The sequence below is a fragment of the Vibrio sp. Y29_XK_CS5 genome (assembly GCF_024181835.1).
Lineage (GTDB): Bacteria > Pseudomonadota > Gammaproteobacteria > Enterobacterales > Vibrionaceae > Vibrio > Vibrio harveyi.
The window spans coordinates 635,492-654,751 of the sequence record NZ_JAMZAM010000001.1; the positions used below are offsets into that span (position 1 = coordinate 635,492).

The 19,260-nt window shown below is 44.1% G+C and carries 14 protein-coding genes; 5 read left to right on the plus strand and 9 right to left on the minus strand.

The features are described from left to right. Positions 1-162 precede the first annotated feature (162 nt). Together NL647_RS02930 and NL647_RS02935 are read left to right on the plus strand one after the other, a co-directional pair. On the plus strand, positions 163-1,485 hold the full coding sequence (locus NL647_RS02930) for an anaerobic sulfatase maturase (RefSeq protein WP_253649596.1): 1,323 nt from the start codon (positions 163-165) through the stop codon (positions 1,483-1,485). Positions 1,486-1,495: 10 nt separating this feature from the next. Next, the gene (locus NL647_RS02935; RefSeq protein ID WP_050903261.1) at positions 1,496-2,569 is read left to right on the plus strand and encodes a tetratricopeptide repeat protein; all 1,074 of its coding nucleotides are present in this window, start codon (positions 1,496-1,498) and stop codon (positions 2,567-2,569) included. Positions 2,570-2,822: 253 nt separating this feature from the next. On the opposite strand, the gene NL647_RS02940 is transcribed toward NL647_RS02935, so the two are convergent. After that, a complete protein-coding gene (locus NL647_RS02940; RefSeq protein WP_253649597.1) occupies positions 2,823-4,469 on the minus strand; it encodes a VRR-NUC domain-containing protein in 1,647 nt (548 codons plus the stop codon). A 95-nt stretch (positions 4,470-4,564) separates the two neighbouring features. Next, complete coding sequence (locus NL647_RS02945; protein WP_045489753.1) at positions 4,565-5,797, minus strand: OFA family MFS transporter; 1,233 nt, start codon at positions 5,795-5,797, stop codon at positions 4,565-4,567. A 576-nt stretch (positions 5,798-6,373) separates the two neighbouring features. Between NL647_RS02945 and NL647_RS02950 the strand changes: the two genes are divergently transcribed. Beyond that, complete coding sequence (locus tag NL647_RS02950) at positions 6,374-6,730, plus strand: hypothetical protein (protein WP_005447150.1); 357 nt, start codon at positions 6,374-6,376, stop codon at positions 6,728-6,730. Between the two features lie 65 nt (positions 6,731-6,795). Here NL647_RS02950 and NL647_RS02955 read toward each other — a convergent pair whose 3' ends face one another. From NL647_RS02955 to NL647_RS02970, 4 genes are all read right to left on the minus strand, one after another. After that, positions 6,796-8,664, minus strand: a complete 1,869-nt coding sequence (locus NL647_RS02955; RefSeq protein WP_114320961.1) for a M48 family metallopeptidase — start codon at positions 8,662-8,664, stop codon at positions 6,796-6,798. Beyond that, a complete protein-coding gene (locus NL647_RS02960; RefSeq protein ID WP_005447146.1) occupies positions 8,664-9,254 on the minus strand; it encodes a LemA family protein in 591 nt (196 codons plus the stop codon). The genes NL647_RS02955 and NL647_RS02960 overlap by 1 nt, the downstream gene beginning before the upstream one ends. Before the next feature lie 226 nt (positions 9,255-9,480). Then, positions 9,481-10,848, minus strand: a complete 1,368-nt coding sequence (gene dcuC / locus NL647_RS02965; protein ID WP_005447145.1) for an anaerobic C4-dicarboxylate transporter DcuC — start codon at positions 10,846-10,848, stop codon at positions 9,481-9,483. A gap of 375 nt (positions 10,849-11,223) precedes the next feature. After that, the gene (locus NL647_RS02970; protein ID WP_017188909.1) at positions 11,224-12,348 is read right to left on the minus strand and encodes a fatty acid desaturase; all 1,125 of its coding nucleotides are present in this window, start codon (positions 12,346-12,348) and stop codon (positions 11,224-11,226) included. A 293-nt stretch (positions 12,349-12,641) separates the two neighbouring features. Here NL647_RS02970 and NL647_RS02975 point away from each other — a divergent pair, with 293 nt between their 5' ends. Then, on the plus strand, positions 12,642-13,190 hold the full coding sequence (locus tag NL647_RS02975) for a GNAT family N-acetyltransferase (RefSeq protein WP_005447141.1): 549 nt from the start codon (positions 12,642-12,644) through the stop codon (positions 13,188-13,190). A 74-nt stretch (positions 13,191-13,264) separates the two neighbouring features. Here NL647_RS02975 and NL647_RS02980 read toward each other — a convergent pair whose 3' ends face one another. Continuing rightward, positions 13,265-13,882: an HAD family phosphatase gene (locus NL647_RS02980; RefSeq protein WP_154202511.1), complete on the minus strand. Its 618-nt coding sequence runs from the start codon at positions 13,880-13,882 to the stop codon at positions 13,265-13,267. A gap of 286 nt (positions 13,883-14,168) precedes the next feature. On the opposite strand from NL647_RS02980, the gene NL647_RS02985 reads away from it, so the two are divergent. Further along, positions 14,169-16,214: a hybrid sensor histidine kinase/response regulator gene (locus NL647_RS02985; protein ID WP_253649598.1), complete on the plus strand. Its 2,046-nt coding sequence runs from the start codon at positions 14,169-14,171 to the stop codon at positions 16,212-16,214. Positions 16,215-16,347: 133 nt separating this feature from the next. Here the strand turns inward: NL647_RS02985 and cqsA are convergent, their stop codons facing one another. Together cqsA and ylqF are read right to left on the minus strand one after the other, a co-directional pair. After that, the gene (gene cqsA / locus NL647_RS02990; RefSeq protein ID WP_026000191.1) at positions 16,348-17,529 is read right to left on the minus strand and encodes an alpha-hydroxyketone-type quorum-sensing autoinducer synthase; all 1,182 of its coding nucleotides are present in this window, start codon (positions 17,527-17,529) and stop codon (positions 16,348-16,350) included. A gap of 532 nt (positions 17,530-18,061) precedes the next feature. Further along, positions 18,062-19,006 carry a ribosome biogenesis GTPase YlqF gene (ylqF, locus tag NL647_RS02995; protein ID WP_187993642.1) on the minus strand — a complete coding sequence of 315 codons (945 nt, stop codon included), beginning with the start codon at positions 19,004-19,006 and terminating at the stop codon, positions 18,062-18,064. Positions 19,007-19,260: the final 254 nt, after the last annotated feature.

Below are 19,260 nucleotides of genomic sequence, written 5' to 3' on the forward strand. Positions count from 1 at the left end.
CAAAAAAGTCACGATAAATATTAGCAATAAACGCTATGAAAAAAGGTTATAAACGGTATAACAAGCCTCTTGTATTAATGGGATTTATGATTAGGTCATCAAGGTGAGAATGGCACGCTTATGAGCGTTCTCAGCTGCATTTCATAACGAAAAAGGTGACGTATGCACATTACTCAAGGCCCTCAGTTCAGCGGTAAAGCCTCTAAGCGTTTACATGTCATGGCAAAACCTATTGGGGCGGCTTGTAACATTGATTGCACTTACTGCTATTACCTCAGCAAACAGGACTTACTTGAGTACAAAAAAGGCTGCACGCCTGTGATGGATGAAGAGACGTTAGAAACCTACATTCGTCAGTACATTGAAGGGCAGAACACGCCGGAAATCATCTTCTCTTGGCAGGGTGGTGAACCAACAATGTTGGGCTTGGATTACTTTAAAAAGATTGTTGAGTTTCAATCTAAGTACAAGCCTGAAGGCGTGGTCATTTCTAACGATCTACAAACCAATGGCACATTGCTCAACGACGATTGGTGTGCATTTCTGAAAGCAAATAACTTCTTGGTCGGTTTGAGTATCGACGGCCCAGAAATGATGCACAACGCTTACCGAACCAACCGCGCAGGTCGTGGTACCTTTAACCAAGTGATGAAGGCTGTTGAACTGCTGCACAAACACGAAGTGAAGTTCGCAACGCTGACTTGTGTAAACAATCTAACCAGCCGCAATCCTCTTGAGGTATACCGATTCCTGCGTGATGAAGTACGCTCACCGCAAATGCAGTTCATTCCCATCGTGGAACAAAAAACGTTCCGTACTACCGCACCTCAAACATGGCAGCCGCAAGAGCAACTGAAACAAGGCGACAAGCGTCTTATTCCTGGTCACAAAGACTCTGTAGTAGAGCCTTGGTGTGTGGCAGACGAGGCGTGGGGTAACTTCCTTATCGCGATTTTTGATGAGTGGATTCAACACGACATTGGCAAAGTGTTTGTGCAGTACTTTGAAGCGAGTGTAGAGACTTGGATGGGGCGCAAAAACCCACTTTGTACACTGGGCGAGATTTGTGGCAAAGGCTTGGCAATGGAACCAAACGGTGATGTTTTTGCTTGTGACCACTACGTTTATCCAGAGTACAAGATTGGCAACATCCACCACGAAAAATTAGACAAGTTGGCCTATGGTCCTGAGCAGCAAAAGTTTGGCTTTGCCAAGACTCGCTCGTTAACCAAGCAGTGCCAACAGTGTGATTACCAATTTGCTTGCTACGGTGAGTGTCCGAAAAACCGTTTCATCCGCACCAAAGACGGTGAACCCGGGTTGAACTACCTGTGTGCAGGTTGGAAAAAGTTCTTCTCTCATGCTGATAAGGCAATGGCATACATTCTTCGTGCAACGGGTAACCCTGTGGCACATGGCAAATACAGTGATGCAGTGTTACGCCAACAAGCGGTGAAGCGTCCTGTATTCGAAACCAAATTTTAAGGGGATTGATATGACATTCTCAAAAACACTGTTAGTTGTCGCTTTAGGTATCACCGCAAGCCAATCTGTCATTGCACAAGATGAAACCTTGCTCGCACCAGACCAAGTCTCATCAGCGAGCGTGACAAGCGCTCAAAAAGCAAACTCAGCGCAGATGTCGCCACAGCAAATGGTTGCGAAGCTGTCTTATCAAGCGCAGGACATCAAACAACCCGTTGAAAAGCGTATTGAAGCACTGCACGAGTTGGCGAACTACCCAAGTCAAAACGCGCTGGTAGCGGTTGCACGCAGCCTTCAAGACCAAGACCCTGCGGTTCGTGAAGCCGCGATTGTTGGAGCAGAGCCATATACGATTGAACATCGTTGGCGCATGATTGAGCCATTATTGAGTGACCAAGAAACCATGGTTCGCATTACTGCGGCGACCAACTTAGTGCGTGATTTTTCTAACGTGAGCAGCGAGCAAAAGCAAACGCTTGAAGCCCCGGTTGCTGAACTGATCAGCTATTTAGAGAACAAGCAAGATAACGGTTCCAAACTGTTATTGGCGGATGTCTATCGTTGGCATCATGAATGGGATAAAGCGGATAAAATCTATCAAGCTTTGGTGATCAATCAGCCGGAGAATTCACAGATCTGGTTAAGCTTGGCGGACAACTACCGAGCGCAGCAACGCGATGCCGATGCAGTAAAGACGCTGGATTCTGCAATTAAGCTTCATCCTGACAACGCATCTTTGCATTACTCGAAAGCGTTAACGCTTGTGCGTCTTGATGACAAGAAGAGTGCAGCTTTAGAGATTGAGAAAGCAGCCAACATGGCGAAAGATAACAGTTACTTCTGGTACCTCAATGGTGTACTGCAAGAAGAGTACAATCTAGACAAATCGGTGAAGTCTTTTGAGCAAGCGTATTTGATTTCTGGCGCGCCGGAGCAGCTTTATGCGGTTTGTGACATTTATGTTCGCTACGACAACCCGAAAACAGACGAGTGCTTGGGCGAACTAGAGAAAGTCGCACCAAGCTACGTGATTGATCAATTGAAAGAGAAGAAAGGGCAGAAGAACGCCAAAGTAAGTAGCTAAGACCATTCTGGCTCTTTTCTAAGCTTGTGCTGTTATACCCAAGTAACCTCAAGATGCTAGGTTCAGCGAGAATGACTTGGTTTGTAGACGCGGCGGCGATTTAAAGATCTAGTCACTCTAAATCAAGAATCGACAACAAAGTATACAAGCCAAGACAGCTCGCCCTTCGGGAGCGTGTCATTGCCCCGATCTCTGCGTCAAATAACTTGGAAAGAGCTGGCTATTACGCGGCGTCGTTTTCCTTGACCTCGAATCAATGACAGCGCTCTGAATCCTGCATCTTGAAGTCACTTGGGTATACATAACAGACTGAGAACGGTACATTGAGGCGATTGAACTCCTTGATCCAACGCCATTGGTTATCTTGGAGTTTATCGCCTGGGCCTTTCACCTCTATCCATTCAAATTTCCCTTCTTTAAATGCAATCAAATCCGGCATGCCGTTTCGATAGAGTTTCAGATCACTTAACTGCACGTTAAACAGTTCGACCAACAGGTCATTAGGGATGTGTTCAAGAGCTAGGGATATCAGCTCTTCGTTCACGTATGCCCAACTGACGAAGGGATTACTGATCCCAACTTTATCTCGGTATGTATCAAACAACGCCTGCGTCTTCCCTTGTTGAACTTGCTCAAGCGCATTGTCGATAAGTTGCTTCCTTTTGTCGGCAAAATTGGCGTGATACAAATCCAATGGTCGATGTTGATAAGCGTTAATAAATGCCCCCTCTATTGGTGCAAAAATCGCATCCCACAAAGTTAAGCCTAACAAGCCGTTGAGTAGGGTATTCTCAGAATAGAAAACGGTCCAACCTAAACTTTCGAAATGTGCTTTGGTTGCCAGTTCAACACGTTGCTGTGATAGATCCAATTCGATGTGGTATTCGCTGCATTTAGGCTTGGAGGCTCTCGGGACTTTAAAGCCCTGTTTACGTTTAACGCGTTGTTCAAGCTTTTGTGCCACTTCAAACTCGGAGACATCAATAGGGTGGGTGAGTATCTCCGTGACAATGTCACTAAATAAATCGTTTTGTTCTAATTTGTCGTAGATGCGAGCACGACGCTCTCGGCTTGGGGCGAGTGTGGTCGTCTCAAACAACGCAATTGCAATCTCAAGTTCGTTTATGCGCTCGTAATCACGGGCAATGTCGTTAATCATGTGTTCACGTTTACGGTCGACGTAGCGATGTTCAACCCGTTCTGGCATCGCTTCGATAAGAACATCGAGATTCGCTTTTTGTTTTCTGTCGCATTGCCAATAAAGGTTGGAGAGCTGGCTGAGCTCAATAAGACGGTCGATTTGCTCTCTGCTCTCGAAAAATCGACGCGCTTTACTTAACTGGTATTGTTCGAATTGGTGTAAGCCTAAATCATCGAGCACGAACTGGCTGAGGTCTTGATGGGTATTAGCAAAAAACAGCGTCAGCAAAACATCAATCATGTGTGCGGAGTTCAGCTTAATCACCGTGAAACCCAGAGCCTCAAATAGCTCGAAACGCTCTTCACTTAGGCATGCCACTAACGCCTCTTTCTTGAGGGATTTAGGATGCTCAGGATAGAGTGTGGCGATCTCTGGCTTGGTCAGTAGATTCGCTGCTAATTCTTGCGTTGTTAGGTCAGGGGAGAGCGAGACAAAATCATGAGCTGCCAATTCATCCAAAGCAGACTGGATATTCTCGATTTCTTGATAGTTGAGTTTGTCGCTGCGAAACCAGCACCCTTTACGGCTGTATAGACGAACAAGAAGACACTGTGCGGGTTTGTTTAAGCTTTCAAACGCGGATAGCCATTGGTGCTCATCTGAGCAAAGTAAGTCGCTGTACCACTCGGTAGCGTGCTGTGTGAGCATAAAGAAGTTATCGAGATAGTAATCTGGCGCGAGTTCGACGGTGTTTTCCATAACCAACTAACAATAAAAAAAGCTTAACCCTTAGGTTAAGCCTTTTTCGAATCAATTTCTGCAGATCTACTAGATAAATAGAACTGGACTGGCAATTAAGCGTTTTTCAGTTGTGCTACTTTCGCTTCAGTCAGTGGCTTAGTGATGAACGCCAGTACGATACATACCGCCATCATTGCCGCTGAGATAGTGTAAGCAAGCGTGTAACCGTCACCGTTAGTCATTGAGAAACCAACAACAGCAGCACCGATTGCACCACCGATACCCCATGCTGTGTATAGCACGCCGTAGTTAGTACCGTAGTTCTTCAGACCGTAGAATTCAGCCGTTAGAGTAGGGAATACTGCTAGAAGCGTACCGTAGCCTACTGCTGCGATTGCTGTACCGATGATCAGCGTAAACTCAGTTTTGAACGTTGCGAACAGAACCATGTTGATGCCCTGTAGAACGAACGCTAGAAGAAGAGTACGAACGCCACCGATCTTGTCTGCAAGCATACCTGCTGCTACACGACCGCCTGAGTTAAATACCGCAAGGATAGACGCTAGGTAAACCGCGTTTGGCAGGTTCGCTTGAACGCTTGCAATAGTCGTGATGTTACCGATGATCATAAGACCAACAGAAGCTGCAAATGCGTACATGATCCATAGAGAGTAGAACTGTGGCGTTTTAAGCATTGCTTTCCAAGTTAGGTCGTCAGACTTCTTCACAACCTTAGGCGCTTGACCTTCTTTTACTTTAGGCTCTGCTGGCGTGTAATCCGATGGTGGGTTGTTGATTGTTGCAGCTAGAGGAACTGCGATAGCAAGGATACCAACACCAAGAACTAGGAAGCTCGTTTGGATGCCCATGCTGTCAATCAGCGCAGAAGTCACAGGAGCTAGGTAGATAGCTGCTAGACCGAAACCTGCTGCGATGATGCCGTTAACCATACCTTTCTTAGATGCGTGGAACCACTTCATTGCTGAAGGAGAAAGACACGCATAACCAAAACCGATACCTGCACCAGTGATCACACCGAAAGTGATGTTCAGCATTAGTGGTGAGTTAACAAAACCAGACGCGATCATGCCTAGACCTGTTAGAACAGTACCTAGAATAAGGATCAAACGTGGACCCATACGGTCTTGAAGAATACCTGCAACAAGAAGACAGATAGAGAAAGTAATAGTTGCAGTCGCGTAAGGTGCAGATGCTTCTGCTGCGCTCCAGCCTGACTCAGTCACTAGTGCTTTGTTGAATACACTCCAAGCATACAGGATGCCAAGACAAAGGTTGATACAGAATCCTGCTAGCAGGATGCGCATAGCTTTATCAATCTTGCTCATTTTTGTTCTCAGTAATACCTCTTGGCAGATAGCAAAGAGGAGTCGGTTTAAAGATAGGGTTTACTCAAAATAAGTTTGCATTTTTCAACGCATAACGTAATGAGCGCGGATTATAACCAATAAATGTGTGATTGGAATCTCTTTTTACCCCTATTACTAAAAATAATTCGAAGCATTAAAAATGGTTGTAATGAGAGCGTTTTATATATGAAGGAAATGTTGATCTAACGTAAAGAATCGTTGGTTTGGTAGTGAGATCCTAAGTGAAACAAGGTTTATAGCTAGAGCATGGGTATTTGGCTCACAGTTTAAGCAAAAAGTTTTAAAATATTTTAGTGTTAATGTTCTGTAACAAAAGTGGGCAAAATAGAGACTGTTTTCTGTAAGTGCAGGATCTAAAGGGTTTATAAATTAGAGAATGTTAACTGCTTGTAATAACTTGATTCAAAAGGAGGGAGTGAACATAAATTGAGCAAAAAATGTGCTTGTAATTGCTAAATAGATAAGCAAAATAGGGCGCAAAATGAGTTTTCATTAATGAAAGGATGCTTTTCTCTACTCGTAGTGAGGTGACTTATGAAATTGTTCCTATTACTTATGGCTTCTGTTTCTGCAGGTGTCGCATCAGCAGATCACATCCATTCATTCATGCTAGGTCTTTCTATTGCATCGCTTGCAGTAGGTAGCTGCTACTTCTTCGCATTCCGTAGTTCGCGTTTCCCACAGCTTGCTTTGTTCTTACTGATCTGTGGCATGTTATCTAAATTGACGATTACGGTAATTGGCGTAATGTGGGGTATGTCAGCCGAGCTGATTACATCTCCAATCGTGTTTGCTTTGTCTTACTTGTTCTTCTCACTAGCGGTAACTTACTTGTGGTTCAGCTATCGTCAAAGCATCACTAAGATTCCAGAGCGCTTTAAAGCTGCTTAATCAGCGTCACTTATAGCCGAATACAAAAACGCCAGCGATCATCGCTGGCGTTTTACTTTTTGCAGTTAAAGCGTCACGGTAAGCGGCGGTTCTGGAACTTCCAAGAAACACGCTATCACGCGGTACAATTCGCCTTCCGCGACGGTGATCTTACCATCAGACTCAATTGCTAAACGACACGCCTTAACGAACTGTCGCCGTTGAAGGGGTTTAAGTTGCAACAACAGCTCCAATGCAGCGCGACTTAAACGCCAGTTGTTGTTTGGCGCTTCCAATGTCGTTTCTGCAAATCCTAGCGAGGTGAGCGAAGCGTTGAATGCGCGTTGTGCGCCTTCTCGTTCTGAATGCGTGACCCACGCCAATTCACGTAGCAACCAGTGCACGCTTTCTTGGAGTTGCTTGAATGTCTTGTTTTGGCGAGTAGAGCCAAAAGGCGCAAGAAGCTGCTTTTCCAGCAAGTTAATGACGCACCATTCACCCAGTGAGTAGTGATTGTCCGTTTGAGACAACTCTCGCAACACTTGGCAAAGTCTGTTTTTCTGACCTTCACTCATTGATTTAAGTGCTGGGATGGCGAGCTCTAGCAGAGGAAGTCTTAAGTGCAGGGGCAAATCGTAATCCAGCCATGGTAACAGCTTTGCGTGCGAGACCATTGGAATATGACCTTTGATCATCTCACGTTGCACATCGCTGCCATCAAAGATCAGGAGCAATGCAATAAAGCGCGAACTGTAGGGTTCACGGGCAATGTCTACCAAGTCTTGGGGCAATTGGCTGATCAGTTGTTTTCCTGTGTCACTTAGTTCTGAGGAAGTTGGAGTGACACTTTGTGGTTCATGGTCTTGAGAGCCGAAATCGGCATCCGAAGCAAATCCGCTGACTTGTTCATGGGCAAACGTCGAAGCTTGGCTATGATTTCTGCGCGAAAAACTGCCGTCCCAGTTGGGTTCAATGCGACGGATTCGTTCTTCGAGAGGCGGGTGAGTAGCGAAGAAGCCGGTGAAGCCAGACAAACTGCTTTGTCCAAACATCATGTGGCTCATTTGGCTGCTCGCTTGTGCATCCAAGCTAGAGCCAGATGCGTGACCACCAATCTTTTTCAACGCACCTGAAATACCTTGGTCATTACGAGTAAACTGAACTGCACTCGCGTCCGCCAAGAACTCACGTTGTCGTGAGATAGCTGCTTTGATCATTGAGCCAAATAAAGTACCAACCCAACCGAGCACCAAACACACAACCGCGATCAGCATGATGACAGCGAAGCCTTTATCGGAATCGGAAGAGCTTCTTGATGAACGGCTAGTGTAGTGTGTATTGTCGAGAACCAAGTGACCCAAGTGCGCAATACAAGTAATGCCGAACAAGACGCCAATCAAGCGCGTGTTCATGCGCATGTCGCCATTCAATACGTGGCTGAACTCGTGAGCAATGACGCCTTGCAGTTCATCACGAGAAAAGCTGTCGAGCGCACCTTGCGTGACACCTATAACGGCATCATCAATGCTCATACCTGCAGCAAAAGCGTTAATGCCTCGCTCTTCTGGCATCACATAAACAGGGGGGACAGGAATGCCAGAAGCAATCGCCATCTCCTCTACCACATTAAGTAATTGGCGGTGTTTTGTGTCCGTTGTATTTGAGGAAATAAGCTTACCTCCAATACTTTCAGCGACGCCACGACCGCCATTGGAAGAAAGTTCAGATAGGCGGAACATAGAGCTGATTGCGACGACCAGTGCCACACCTGCAAAGCACAGCAAGGTGTAAGTAATAGCGGTGCGTTGATCAAATGGCTCGCCGGTTACTACGTAATAAATAGTAATGGATAGTACGCTGACTAAACTTGTGATGATTAATACTGCTAAGGAGAACAGAAACACCAAAAGCCCGGTACGCTGACGTGCGGTATCTTGATGGTCGAAAAAATCCATTAGAACTCAACCTTTGGCGCTTCTTGGATTGCTTCGCTGTCTGCAAACTCCAGCAACTTACCATCTTGGAAGCCAAACATATTGGCAAACAAGACTGGTGGGAAAGTCTGTTTGTAAGTGTTGTAGCTGGTAACCGCATCATTGAAAGCTTGGCGAGCAAAAGCGACTTTATTCTCCGTGCTGGTTAGTTCTTCTTGCAACTGAGTCATGGTTTCGTTGGCTTTCAGTTCTGGGTAAGCTTCAACGACGACGTTTAACTTACCTAGTGCATTTTGTAGCATGCCTTCTGCTTGTGCCAGTTGGCTAATTGCCGCATCGCTGTCTGGCGCGTCACTTGCTGCTTTCAAACCCGAAATTGCCTGGTTACGCGCTTGGATGACTCGCTCGAAGGTTTCTTTTTCGTGTTCCATGTAACCTTTCGCTGTGCTGACAAGATTTGGGATCAGGTCGTAACGACGTTTTAACTGAACCTCAATCTGAGCAAAGCTGTTTTTAAAGCGATTACGCAGCGTCACTAGTTTGTTGTAAATACTGACCGCAAACACCGCGATAAGCAAAATGATGACGATGAAAACAATAAGTGAAGTCATAGTAAGTTCCATTTTGTGAATGTATTTGGACTTTATATAAGTAGTTGAGATATTAAGCAAATTAGACTTACTTATAATGTGCAATGTTTTGTAATTATGGGACGTATTGCGTATTCAGTACGAGGTATCAAAGAGGGGAAAGGTGGTGACAAGGTCTGTGGAATACAAATAAAAAAGCCCGACAAAACTGCCGAGCTTTTACGAACTAGATGATTGTGATTAGCGCTTACGCTGACATTGGTACAAGAACCATAGTACCGATGATCACAGTAATCAGACCCGCTAAAACTGGCACTGATGTGCGTTTTACTACCTCAAATGGGCTGATGTTTGCCATACCTGAAGTAGCAACGATTACGCCAGATACTGGCGAGATAGTACGACCTAGGTTAGAAGCTTGTAGCATTGGGATGATTAGGAACGCAGGGTTCAAACCCATTTTCGCAGCCAGTGAAGGAGCAAGTTCAACAAACGCGTAGAATGGTGCGTTACCAGAACCCGTTGCAATTGCTGCCGCCACGGTTAAACCTGTTAGGATAAGCATTAGTGCGATACCGCCTGCGCCTGCGTTATCCGCTAGGTGAAGAAGGTTGTCGATCGCACCGATAGACATAAGACCTTGAGCAAACACACCAGCAGCAACCAAAAGCATTACTACACCCTTAAACGCATCCGCCATGCCTGTGTAGCACGAGTCTAGATCTTCAAGAGATTTCTTACCGTCGAATTTATTAACAACGTAATGAATAACCGCACCTAAGAAAATCGAGCCAACCACGATCGTGTAGATATCTAGGCTTAGACCAGGGATTGTGCGACCGTTGAATAGGAAAACACCGATGATAGGTAGGAAAGGTAGCGCAGCGTAGAATGCTGGAGCATCTGCTTTGATCTCAGACACGTCGATTCTTTCCATTGGTGTGTTATCTTTCTTATCTAGGTATTTGTTCCAGAAGAAAGCGGCTGCCGCCATTACGATGATTGCACAGATAGAAACAGGAAGTACGGTTTGAACCGCAAATACGTCAAGCGCGAGACCAGATTTTTCTGCTGCGATAACCACGTCACCTGATGTTGGCGAAAGAATGATTGCCGCTGGTGAAGCACACACTGCTACTGCCGCTGGACGAGAAATACCCATTGCCGTCATCATAGGGAATAGGGTAGCCATTAATAGCACGCCCAGACCTGTTGCTGAACTCACTGCAAGAGACATCAAACATGCCACGATGTAAGCCGCTACCAAAAGGACGTATGGAGACTTGATAACAGAAAGCGGTTTAGAGAACTGTTTTACAACAACATTGTTTGCGCCGATATGTGTCATGTAAGACGCAAAACCACAAAGTAGCATGATTTGCATACCAAGACCGCCACCACGGTATTGAAGCATGTATTTTACGTACTCTAGTGCGTCCGTCACCATATTACCCGTTGAGGTTACTTTTGATGGCAGAACGTCATGGCCAAGAATGCCAGTCATAAGAAGCAAACTAATACCTGCGGTTAATAACACGCCAGCAGCTTTGTAGCCTTTGACAATGAAATAACCCACAGCAATGGTCACTACCAAGCCAATTAAGAGCTCTAACATAGGGTTGTCTCCAGATATTATGAAAAAAAGAAAGAAACTGTTTCAGTTTATGTCTGGGAATTTACAGAATTCTTTCCTGTGGCACGAGACTAAATTAGAGCTAGCATGATCTAAAACAAATAATAGATTAATAAATAATTGCATTGGATTATATTGTTTAAATTACGTTTTTTAGGTGTTATGTACTAGTTTTCTGGATTTTAAAGAAACGAAAATATGAACATTCAATCGAATAAAAATCGTACTAAATGATTAAAAAGTGAGAAAAGCGATAGTTCGAGCTAGATCACGTTAAAGGGGCTTGGTTGAACAAAAAAGCTCCGAATTAACGGAGCTTTTGTTTTGACGTCTTTATATTGAAGCGCGAGTTACACGTTACGCGTAGCGACGCACTAAGAGATTCCAACTGCGTTGTTGACGTTCAAATTCTTCCTTAATTTGTTGGTATTTTAATTTGGAAACGGATCGCTCATACTTTTTCACTACTGTTGCAGTTTTCTCACCAAGCACTTCTTTGCGCGCTTCGTAGTACTCCTGCATGTGATGTACTAATGCGTCGAACTCCTTCTGAAGCTGATCACGAATCGACTGGCTGTTTGGCTTACTCTCTAGTTTTTCTTTGGCTTTCTTCAATAACTGCGTCGCGCGTGCTTTTTCTATGCGAAACGTTGACGTCGTACGAAGCTTCGTTGTTAACCCCAGCCAAGAACAAGATTTGATCAGCCATTTGGTTGGATCGTAGTGCCACCAGTAAACGCCATTACGGTAATCGTTCTCAAAGATGTGATGGAAGTTGTGGTAGCCCTCACCAAAGGTAAAGAATGCCAAAATGCCATTGTCACGAGCAGTGTTCTTATCGGTGAAGGTTTGTTTACCCCAAACGTGCGCCAATGAGTTGATAAAGAAAGTGGTGTGATGGCTCAAGAACAGACGAGCAGCACCGACAATTAGGAACATTCCCCAGATATCACCGTATAGAAGCCCAAGAGCCAGTGGGAAACCAATGTTCGTTGCGATAGCCAAAGGGACATAATATTTGTGCTGCCACACGACGATTTTATCTCGCTTCAAATCTCGACAATTAGTGTACTCGTTCTCTTTTGATTTGTTGTAATCACGAAGCATCCAACCGATATGTGAATACCAGAACCCACGTTTTGCTGAGTATGGGTCTTTGTCGTTGTCGTCGACATGTTTGTGGTGAACACGATGATCGGATGACCAATGCATTGCACTGTTTTGAAGAGAGAAAGCACCACCGATGGCAAAGATGAATCGTAAAACTGGGTGAGCTTCGTAGGTTTTGTGACTCCAAAGGCGGTGATAGCCCGCTGTAATAGAGAGGTTGGTGAAACTAAAGGCAATAATGCCCCAGATCAGATGCTCCCAGCCTAAACCGAAGTGGTATGCATACCAAGGTAGTACAATAAAGGTGAGAATAAAACTGGCGGAAAATATCAATATATTCAACCAGATAAGTGGTGGTTTATTATGCTTCACAATGTGTCCCTAACTTTGAGCTAACAACTGTACGCCAGAATATCAGCGTACACGTGTAAGTCAAACTAAAGTTCGATGACTTTGTTTCGAGTTGTGACATTTCTATCGTTAAGCGAAAACTCGCAATAATTGGGTTTCGTTGGTGGGATATTTTGCTTTTAAACGAATAATGAGTAGTATTAATCAATGAGCTGTGGCTATAGATTTGTAAAATCTGCCAATAATATGCAGTTAATGAGGTGGAAAATGCCAAAGCTCGTTAGAGAAGCAATACAAGAACATAGGAATACGTAATGGAATTACGATTAGCGGAATATAAGGATTATGAACGCATCGCGCAGTTACACGCAGACAGTTGGAAGCGCCATTACCGTGGTGTGTTGAGTGATGGCTATTTGGATAGCGAAGCCATCGACGACAAACTGTTGATATGGCAAACGCGCTTAACCAATCCACCATTCAACCAACACATTGTTTTAGCCGAAGAGGGTGGTCTTCTTCTTGGTTTTGTTTGTGTGTTTGGTAATCATGATTTTGAACGTGGCAGCTTTATTGAAGCATTGCACGTAGATGACAGTTATCGCGGAAGAGGTATAGGCAAACAGCTACTTCTTGCGGTAGCGGAATGGCACCAGCAATACTTTAAGGACAGTGGTTTGTATCTTGAAGTCGTCTCTCAGAATGAACCTGCGGTTGAGTTTTATCAACATATTGGCGGGCAAGAGTGTCAGGAGCGAAACTGGAAAACTCCGGGCGGAAATGAAGTACTCGAAAAAGTGTTTCGTTGGTCTAACGCGCAATCACTAGTGAGTGGCATTGAAGAGAATGTTATTTACTCGTAACTCAGATTGAGTTTCCTTTAAACATACAAAGAGCAGCACGTCGCTGCTCTTTTTTGTCTGCATAGGGATACCACTTAGAAGGTGAGTCCTAGTGCTTTGAGTTCTTGTTCACATTGTTCAGCATTCTCAAATTGAATCGCAGAGATTCCAAGTTTTCGAGCGCCTTCTACGTTATAAGGCATATCATCAAGAAAAACCGTCTCAGCGGCGATAAGTTGATGAGTATCAAGCAAGCTCTGATAGATCTCAGGCTGAGGTTTTAGCAAACCAAGTTCGGCGGAAACCGTCGTTCCATCAAATAAAGGCCAAAACTCATAGGTTGTTTTTAAGTGTTCAACAATCTCAACAACATTATCGGTTAATGCATACACGGAATAACCAGCACTTTTGATGCGTGTGAGGAGTTCTACGCTGCCAAAGATCAGAAGTTGTGTTTGCTTAACATAGTAAAAGAATCGCTCACATTCGTTGTGAGACAGCTGTTTCTCTGATTGATAACGCTCTTTTGCCTCAGCTTCTGTGATTAAGCCTTTGTTTAAATCTAACCATATATCGTTTGCGAATAATGCTTTAGCTTTTGCCTCAGCATCAACGTGGTAGCCCAATGTCAATCTGACGATTTCTAAAGGTGACCATCTCACCATGACGTTGCCGATATCAAATACGACATTCTTAATTGAGTTAGCTTGCATAGGTATCCTTGGGTTAATTTGATTAGGTACGTGTTCAAATTCCGGCAATATCTTAATTGCAATATGTTTATGTAAAAATTGTTGCGTATAATCCGGTTTTTCAAATACTTTTCGATGTTATTTGACTAATTATCACCTTTATGAATGTAACGGATTGAATTTAAAGCAGACCGTCATAAACTTTTGAACAACACCTCGCTGTTTATGTGCGATAACTAATATATAATTATAAGAAAACAATGTAATAGACAGTTAAACGTTAGGGCTGAGTTAATTAAGTAATAATATGGACGCGATTCGCAAAGTTTATCAGTACGCAGAGCCAAACCTTACCTTAGTAGGGTGGATGGGCTTTGTGGGCTTCCCAATTTATTACGTGGTATGGGAATTCATGTTCCCACAACCGTATGAAAACTTGCCACTGAGAATTCTCTGCTCTTTCTTGTTCTTTGGTATCATTTATCGTAACCGCCTACCATTCGAGTGGCGAAAGTATCTGCCGGCTTTTTATCAAGTCGCAATTACCCTTTGTTTACCTTGTTTCTTCTTCTATATGTTGTTGATGAACAACTGGTCAAATGTTTGGGTAATGTCGTTTATGTCGGCGATATTCCTTCATATTTTGTTGGTTCATATTACTTGGGTTATGTTTGCCCAGACCTTTGCTGGTATTGGCTTGGCGACGTTTTTCGCTTGGGTAGCTCAAGGCTTTCATATTGAGCTCACCATGGATTGGACGCATGTACCAATCTTCTTGTTCATTTATCTATTTGGTAACTTGTTCTACTTCCGAAACCAAGTGGAGCACGAAGCTAAAGTTTCCTTGGCTAAGTCTTTTGGTGCGGGCATCGCCCATGAAATGCGAAACCCACTCAGCGGCTTGTTGACTTCAATTGATGTGATTCAATCAGTGTTGCCCAACCCGAAAGAGGGAAGAAAAGCACAATACGAGCTGAGTGACGAAGATGTGACCTTATTGCGTGAAGTCAGTGACGATGCAATGAAAATCATTCACTCAGGTAACGAGACCATTGATTTACTGCTAACTTCAATTGATGAAAACCGAGTGTCGCGTTCGACGTTCCAGAAACACTCGGCTCAATCTGTCGTTGAAAGTGCAATTGAAAGTTTTAGCTACAAACGAGCGACTGACCGTTTTGCCATTTCGTTGGATATGCGTAGTGAATTTGATTTCTTGGGCAGTGATACGCTGTTGAAGTACGTCATGTACAACTTGTTTAAGAATGCATTTCACCACCGAAGTTCGGAAGATTTTCATATCCACGTTACCATGTACAGTGACGATTTCAGCAATCAAATTGTGGTTACGGATAATGGTTCAGGCATCGCGCCTGATGTGTTACAAAGCATTTTCCAAGACTTCTACACTACAGGCAAATCGGGTAGTTACGGCTTAGGTTTGCCTTTCTGTAAAAAGGTGATGCGTTCATTTGGGGGGGACATTCGGTGTCAGTCAGAAGTGGGCGAGTGGTCGCAATTTACGATGACCTTCCCGGCTATTAACTCAAATGAAGTCAAAGAGATCAAAAGTGAGTTAATCAAGCTAAAAACCACACTCTTTGTGAGTGAGCAAAACATTCTAGTGTCTAAAATGACGGACATTGCTCGGTTTATGGGCTTTAGCCTTACGGTGTTAGACGTTGATGCTCTGCTCAAGAAGAAAGAATATGAATTTGAATACGATTTGATCTTTGTCGATATCGAAAGCCTAGACGCCCGAGGCAGTCATATGGACAAAATGGAGTCACTATTTTCATTCACTGAAGCTCGTATTGTTTATCTGTTTGAGCACCACCCAATTCAGAGAGCCAGAAAGGCATCTTTTGCGCCGATTTGGGTGGAAACACAAGCGTGGTTACTCAACACAAAAGCAACCATTGATCGTTTGCTATACGACGCCAACTATGTGGTTCCTCAGGTATCAACGAAGCCGCTAGATGCAACGAACAAACGAACGATTATGGTCGTTGATGATAACGAATCCTTGCGTAAGTTCACGGCAATGTTACTTGAGAAGCAAGGGTTTGAAGTGATCCAAACCGAAGACGGTCAGCAAGCTATAAGCGCATTAGATACAAATGACATTGATCTCATCTTAATGGACATCGAAATGCCAGTGATGGATGGGGTAGAGACATCTCGTCGAATTCGAGCGTCAAACAAACCTTATGCTTCCGTGCCTATCATTGCCCATACGGGAGACAGTTCACCAGTGACTCTCGATAAAATTGGCTCATCTGGCATGTCAGATTTTATTGTCAAACCGGCAGATAAAAACAGACTGTTCGATAAGATAGCGAACTGGATTTAATTCCATCGCCTAACGTACTCATTGCCTAGCATCATTATTGAAGAACGGAATGACGATAGAGCTCAGCATTGTGCTGAGCTCTTTGTTTTTCGGCAGCGACAAGCTTCCATTCAATTGTGCCGTTATCGATTCGTTATGCGAATTCTAGTTCTGGATGGTTAAATGCTTCCTGACAAGCGGTAAGTACGTGGTCCACATCGCGAGAAGTCATATCTGCATTGATTGAAAATCGGATGATGTTTTTGTTCTTACCTGTTGCTGGGCGACAGAATACTGCACCAAACACATTACGTTCTTCAAGAAAGTCACGTACACGTTCCGTATTTCTCTCGCTACCGCACTCCAAAGCGACAATTTGAGATTCACTACGGATATTAAAGCCAATTTGTTTTAATCCTGTTCTTAGCTCTTTAGCTCGGTTGAACAGTAAGGTTCGTTTATCGTCAGCCCCCTTAATCACCTCAAGCGTTTTTTCTAAGCGAATCACTTCTTGTGGCAACACCGTCGAACTAAAAATCGCTGGATACGCGACAAATGGGAGTGTCTTAGCTAGCTTTTCAGGACCAAGAATAGCCCCCGCACGGTATGCGAATGTCTTAGCCAAACTTACCGTAATGAAATCAACTTGATCGGTTAACCCTAACGCTTTCACAAGACCAGCGCCATTTGGACCGTGAGTTCCAAGTGAGTGGGATTCATCGACGACCAATGCACAATCAAATTCACGTGCCATTTCGTAGATGTCGTGAAGTGGGGCGATAGTACCAATCGTGCTATAGACCGAATCGACAACAATCACACCGGAGCCATGACGTTGGATCTGTTTACGCAAGTGGTTCATATTGTTGTGCATAAATGCATGCGCGTGTGCTCCCGCTGCTCGAATGCCTTCCCATAACGACATATGCGCAAAAAAGTCGATATAAACGGGCGTATTTGGTGGGCAAATCGTTTGCAACAACCCGATGTTTGCCGCCCATCCTGATTGTGAGAGCAAGCAGCTTCCCATTCCCACGTAATCGGCGAGTTGGGTTTCAAATGCAGGCTTGGAAGTATCATCTTGCAGGAAGATTGCAGACATTACTACGTTGTCGTCATGCTCGGTAATTGCATCACGATGTGCCTTTTGAATCAGTTGGTTGTGGGATAACGATAAGTAGTCGTTGCTTTGCATGACCACCGCTCCGGATTGTGGTCGCTTACCCAAAACCAAGTGCTTCTGGTTCTCGTTTTGTTCGATCAAGTCTTGAATATAAAAGTCTAGGCGTTCCTCAACAAAAGAAGGAAGAGGTTTCGTTTTCAGTTTATCACTCATAATAATTTCTCTTAGTAATACGAAAAACGCCAGCGCTGACAGTTATATAGTTTTAACTGATATGAGAGATGTGTCATTGCCAATGTTGCATAAGTTTGCGTACGCTTGCAAACTCGGTATTTAAGGGTTGGGTGCGGTTTGGAATTCCTTACCTTTCGGGAGTCTAACTATGATGGAGCTTAGAAAATAACCGTTAAAATACATAGTAAATCACTATGAATTTGTTTGGTTTTTTCTACAAAAATTAACGAATAGATGTCAAATCACAACGCCATTTTGTGGCGTTTTAGAGTGGTTCGTTCCATTTAATGTGGTTAACGAGTCTGTGGATTTTCAAGCTGATAAAAAAGATATACCCACGTGACTTCGCGATGATGTCTTCAAGATGAGGATTTCAGAGTGTTGTCATAGATTCGAGAGCAAGTACAACAACTAAGTGGAGTATCAAGCTCTTTTCAGATTGTTATAAACCTGGAAAATCGGCGAAAAAAGCGCGTATAAAACGCGCTTTAAAACAGTGATTGGATAGGAACTATCGTTTGTTACGTAGGTAACGCTTGCGACGTTCTTCCTTGCGTTTTGCTTTCTCTTCTTCTTTACGAGCGGTTTCGATTTCTACTTCGATCAGCTCTTGAGTAATCATCTCTGGCAACTCAAGGGTGATTTTCCCTAAGGTGCCCTGACGAAGTTCGTGTAGAAGGATTTCAGATACCTTGTGTAGGTCAACACGACCACCCGCACGAAGTGCTCCACGACGACGACCAATTTCTTCCATGATTTCGATATCAGACTCTGGAAGCTCTTCGATTTGATAACGCTCTTTAAGCTTCTCTGGGTAATGAGCAGCTAGGTATTCGACCGTGTAAAATGCCACTTCATCGTATTCCATTGCGGTATCTTTCACCGCACCTGTTGCTGCGAGTCGGAAACCACTGTGCGGGTTTTCAACTTTTGGCCACAAAATTCCTGGGGTATCTGAAAGTACGATGCCATTTTGTAGGTTAATACGCTGCTGACGACGAGTGACCGCTGGTTGGTTGCCTGTTACGGCAATCGTGCGACCGGCAAGAGTATTGATAATGGTCGATTTACCAACGTTTGGAATACCCATGATCATGGTACGAATGTTCTTACCAATTTCTTCACGGTGAGGCGCTAGCTTGCGGCAAAGCTCCATAATCTTATGTACTTCACTCGTCTCTGACGTAGTGATTGCCATTGCTTTTACGTTTTGCTCTTTCTCAAGGTGATCAATCCACACTTGAGTTAACTCCGGATCGGCAAGGTCGCGTTTATTCAGTACCTTTACTACTGGTTTGTCACCGCGAATTTGGGAGATCATCGGGTTTTCACTACTGAAAGGAATACGAGCATCCAGTACTTCGATGATCACATCCACTTGCGGGATCGCTTCTTCGATTTCTTTACGCGCTTTGTGCATGTGGCCAGGAAACCACTGGATAGAGTTGTTAACCATCTGAAAAATCGCCTTATTGTTTCATGGTTATGCTGGTGGGTTAATCAATTTACCTACATCACTAACGAAGATGTTAAGGGGAGCGGGGTATGTTTCCCCACTCAATACCACTACAGCGAGTCATGTGAGGATCTTAACACTTTATTGGATGGGCGGAAATGTTAGAGCAAGCTGACATCGCGATATTTAAGGGCTTGAGCGTTGCTTTGGCTTCGCTTTGGTTAGTTTCGAATCGAATATCAATGCCTCGGTAA

Coding starts and splice junctions, on each gene's coding strand:
- NL647_RS02950 (WP_005447150.1), top strand. CDS start 6,374: ATGAAATTGTTCCTATTACTTATGGCTTCTGTTTCTGCAGGTGTCGCA.
- NL647_RS02940 (WP_253649597.1), bottom strand. CDS start 4,469: ATGGAAAACACCGTCGAACTCGCGCCAGATTACTATCTCGATAACTTC.
- dcuC (WP_005447145.1), bottom strand. CDS start 10,848: ATGTTAGAGCTCTTAATTGGCTTGGTAGTGACCATTGCTGTGGGTTAT.
- NL647_RS02985 (WP_253649598.1), top strand. CDS start 14,169: ATGGACGCGATTCGCAAAGTTTATCAGTACGCAGAGCCAAACCTTACC.
- ylqF (WP_187993642.1), bottom strand. CDS start 19,006: ATGGTTAACAACTCTATCCAGTGGTTTCCTGGCCACATGCACAAAGCG.
- NL647_RS02975 (WP_005447141.1), top strand. CDS start 12,642: ATGGAATTACGATTAGCGGAATATAAGGATTATGAACGCATCGCGCAG.
- NL647_RS02955 (WP_114320961.1), bottom strand. CDS start 8,664: ATGGATTTTTTCGACCATCAAGATACCGCACGTCAGCGTACCGGGCTT.
- cqsA (WP_026000191.1), bottom strand. CDS start 17,529: ATGAGTGATAAACTGAAAACGAAACCTCTTCCTTCTTTTGTTGAGGAA.
- NL647_RS02960 (WP_005447146.1), bottom strand. CDS start 9,254: ATGACTTCACTTATTGTTTTCATCGTCATCATTTTGCTTATCGCGGTG.
- NL647_RS02935 (WP_050903261.1), top strand. CDS start 1,496: ATGACATTCTCAAAAACACTGTTAGTTGTCGCTTTAGGTATCACCGCA.
- NL647_RS02980 (WP_154202511.1), bottom strand. CDS start 13,882: ATGCAAGCTAACTCAATTAAGAATGTCGTATTTGATATCGGCAACGTC.
- NL647_RS02930 (WP_253649596.1), top strand. CDS start 163: ATGCACATTACTCAAGGCCCTCAGTTCAGCGGTAAAGCCTCTAAGCGT.
- NL647_RS02945 (WP_045489753.1), bottom strand. CDS start 5,797: ATGAGCAAGATTGATAAAGCTATGCGCATCCTGCTAGCAGGATTCTGT.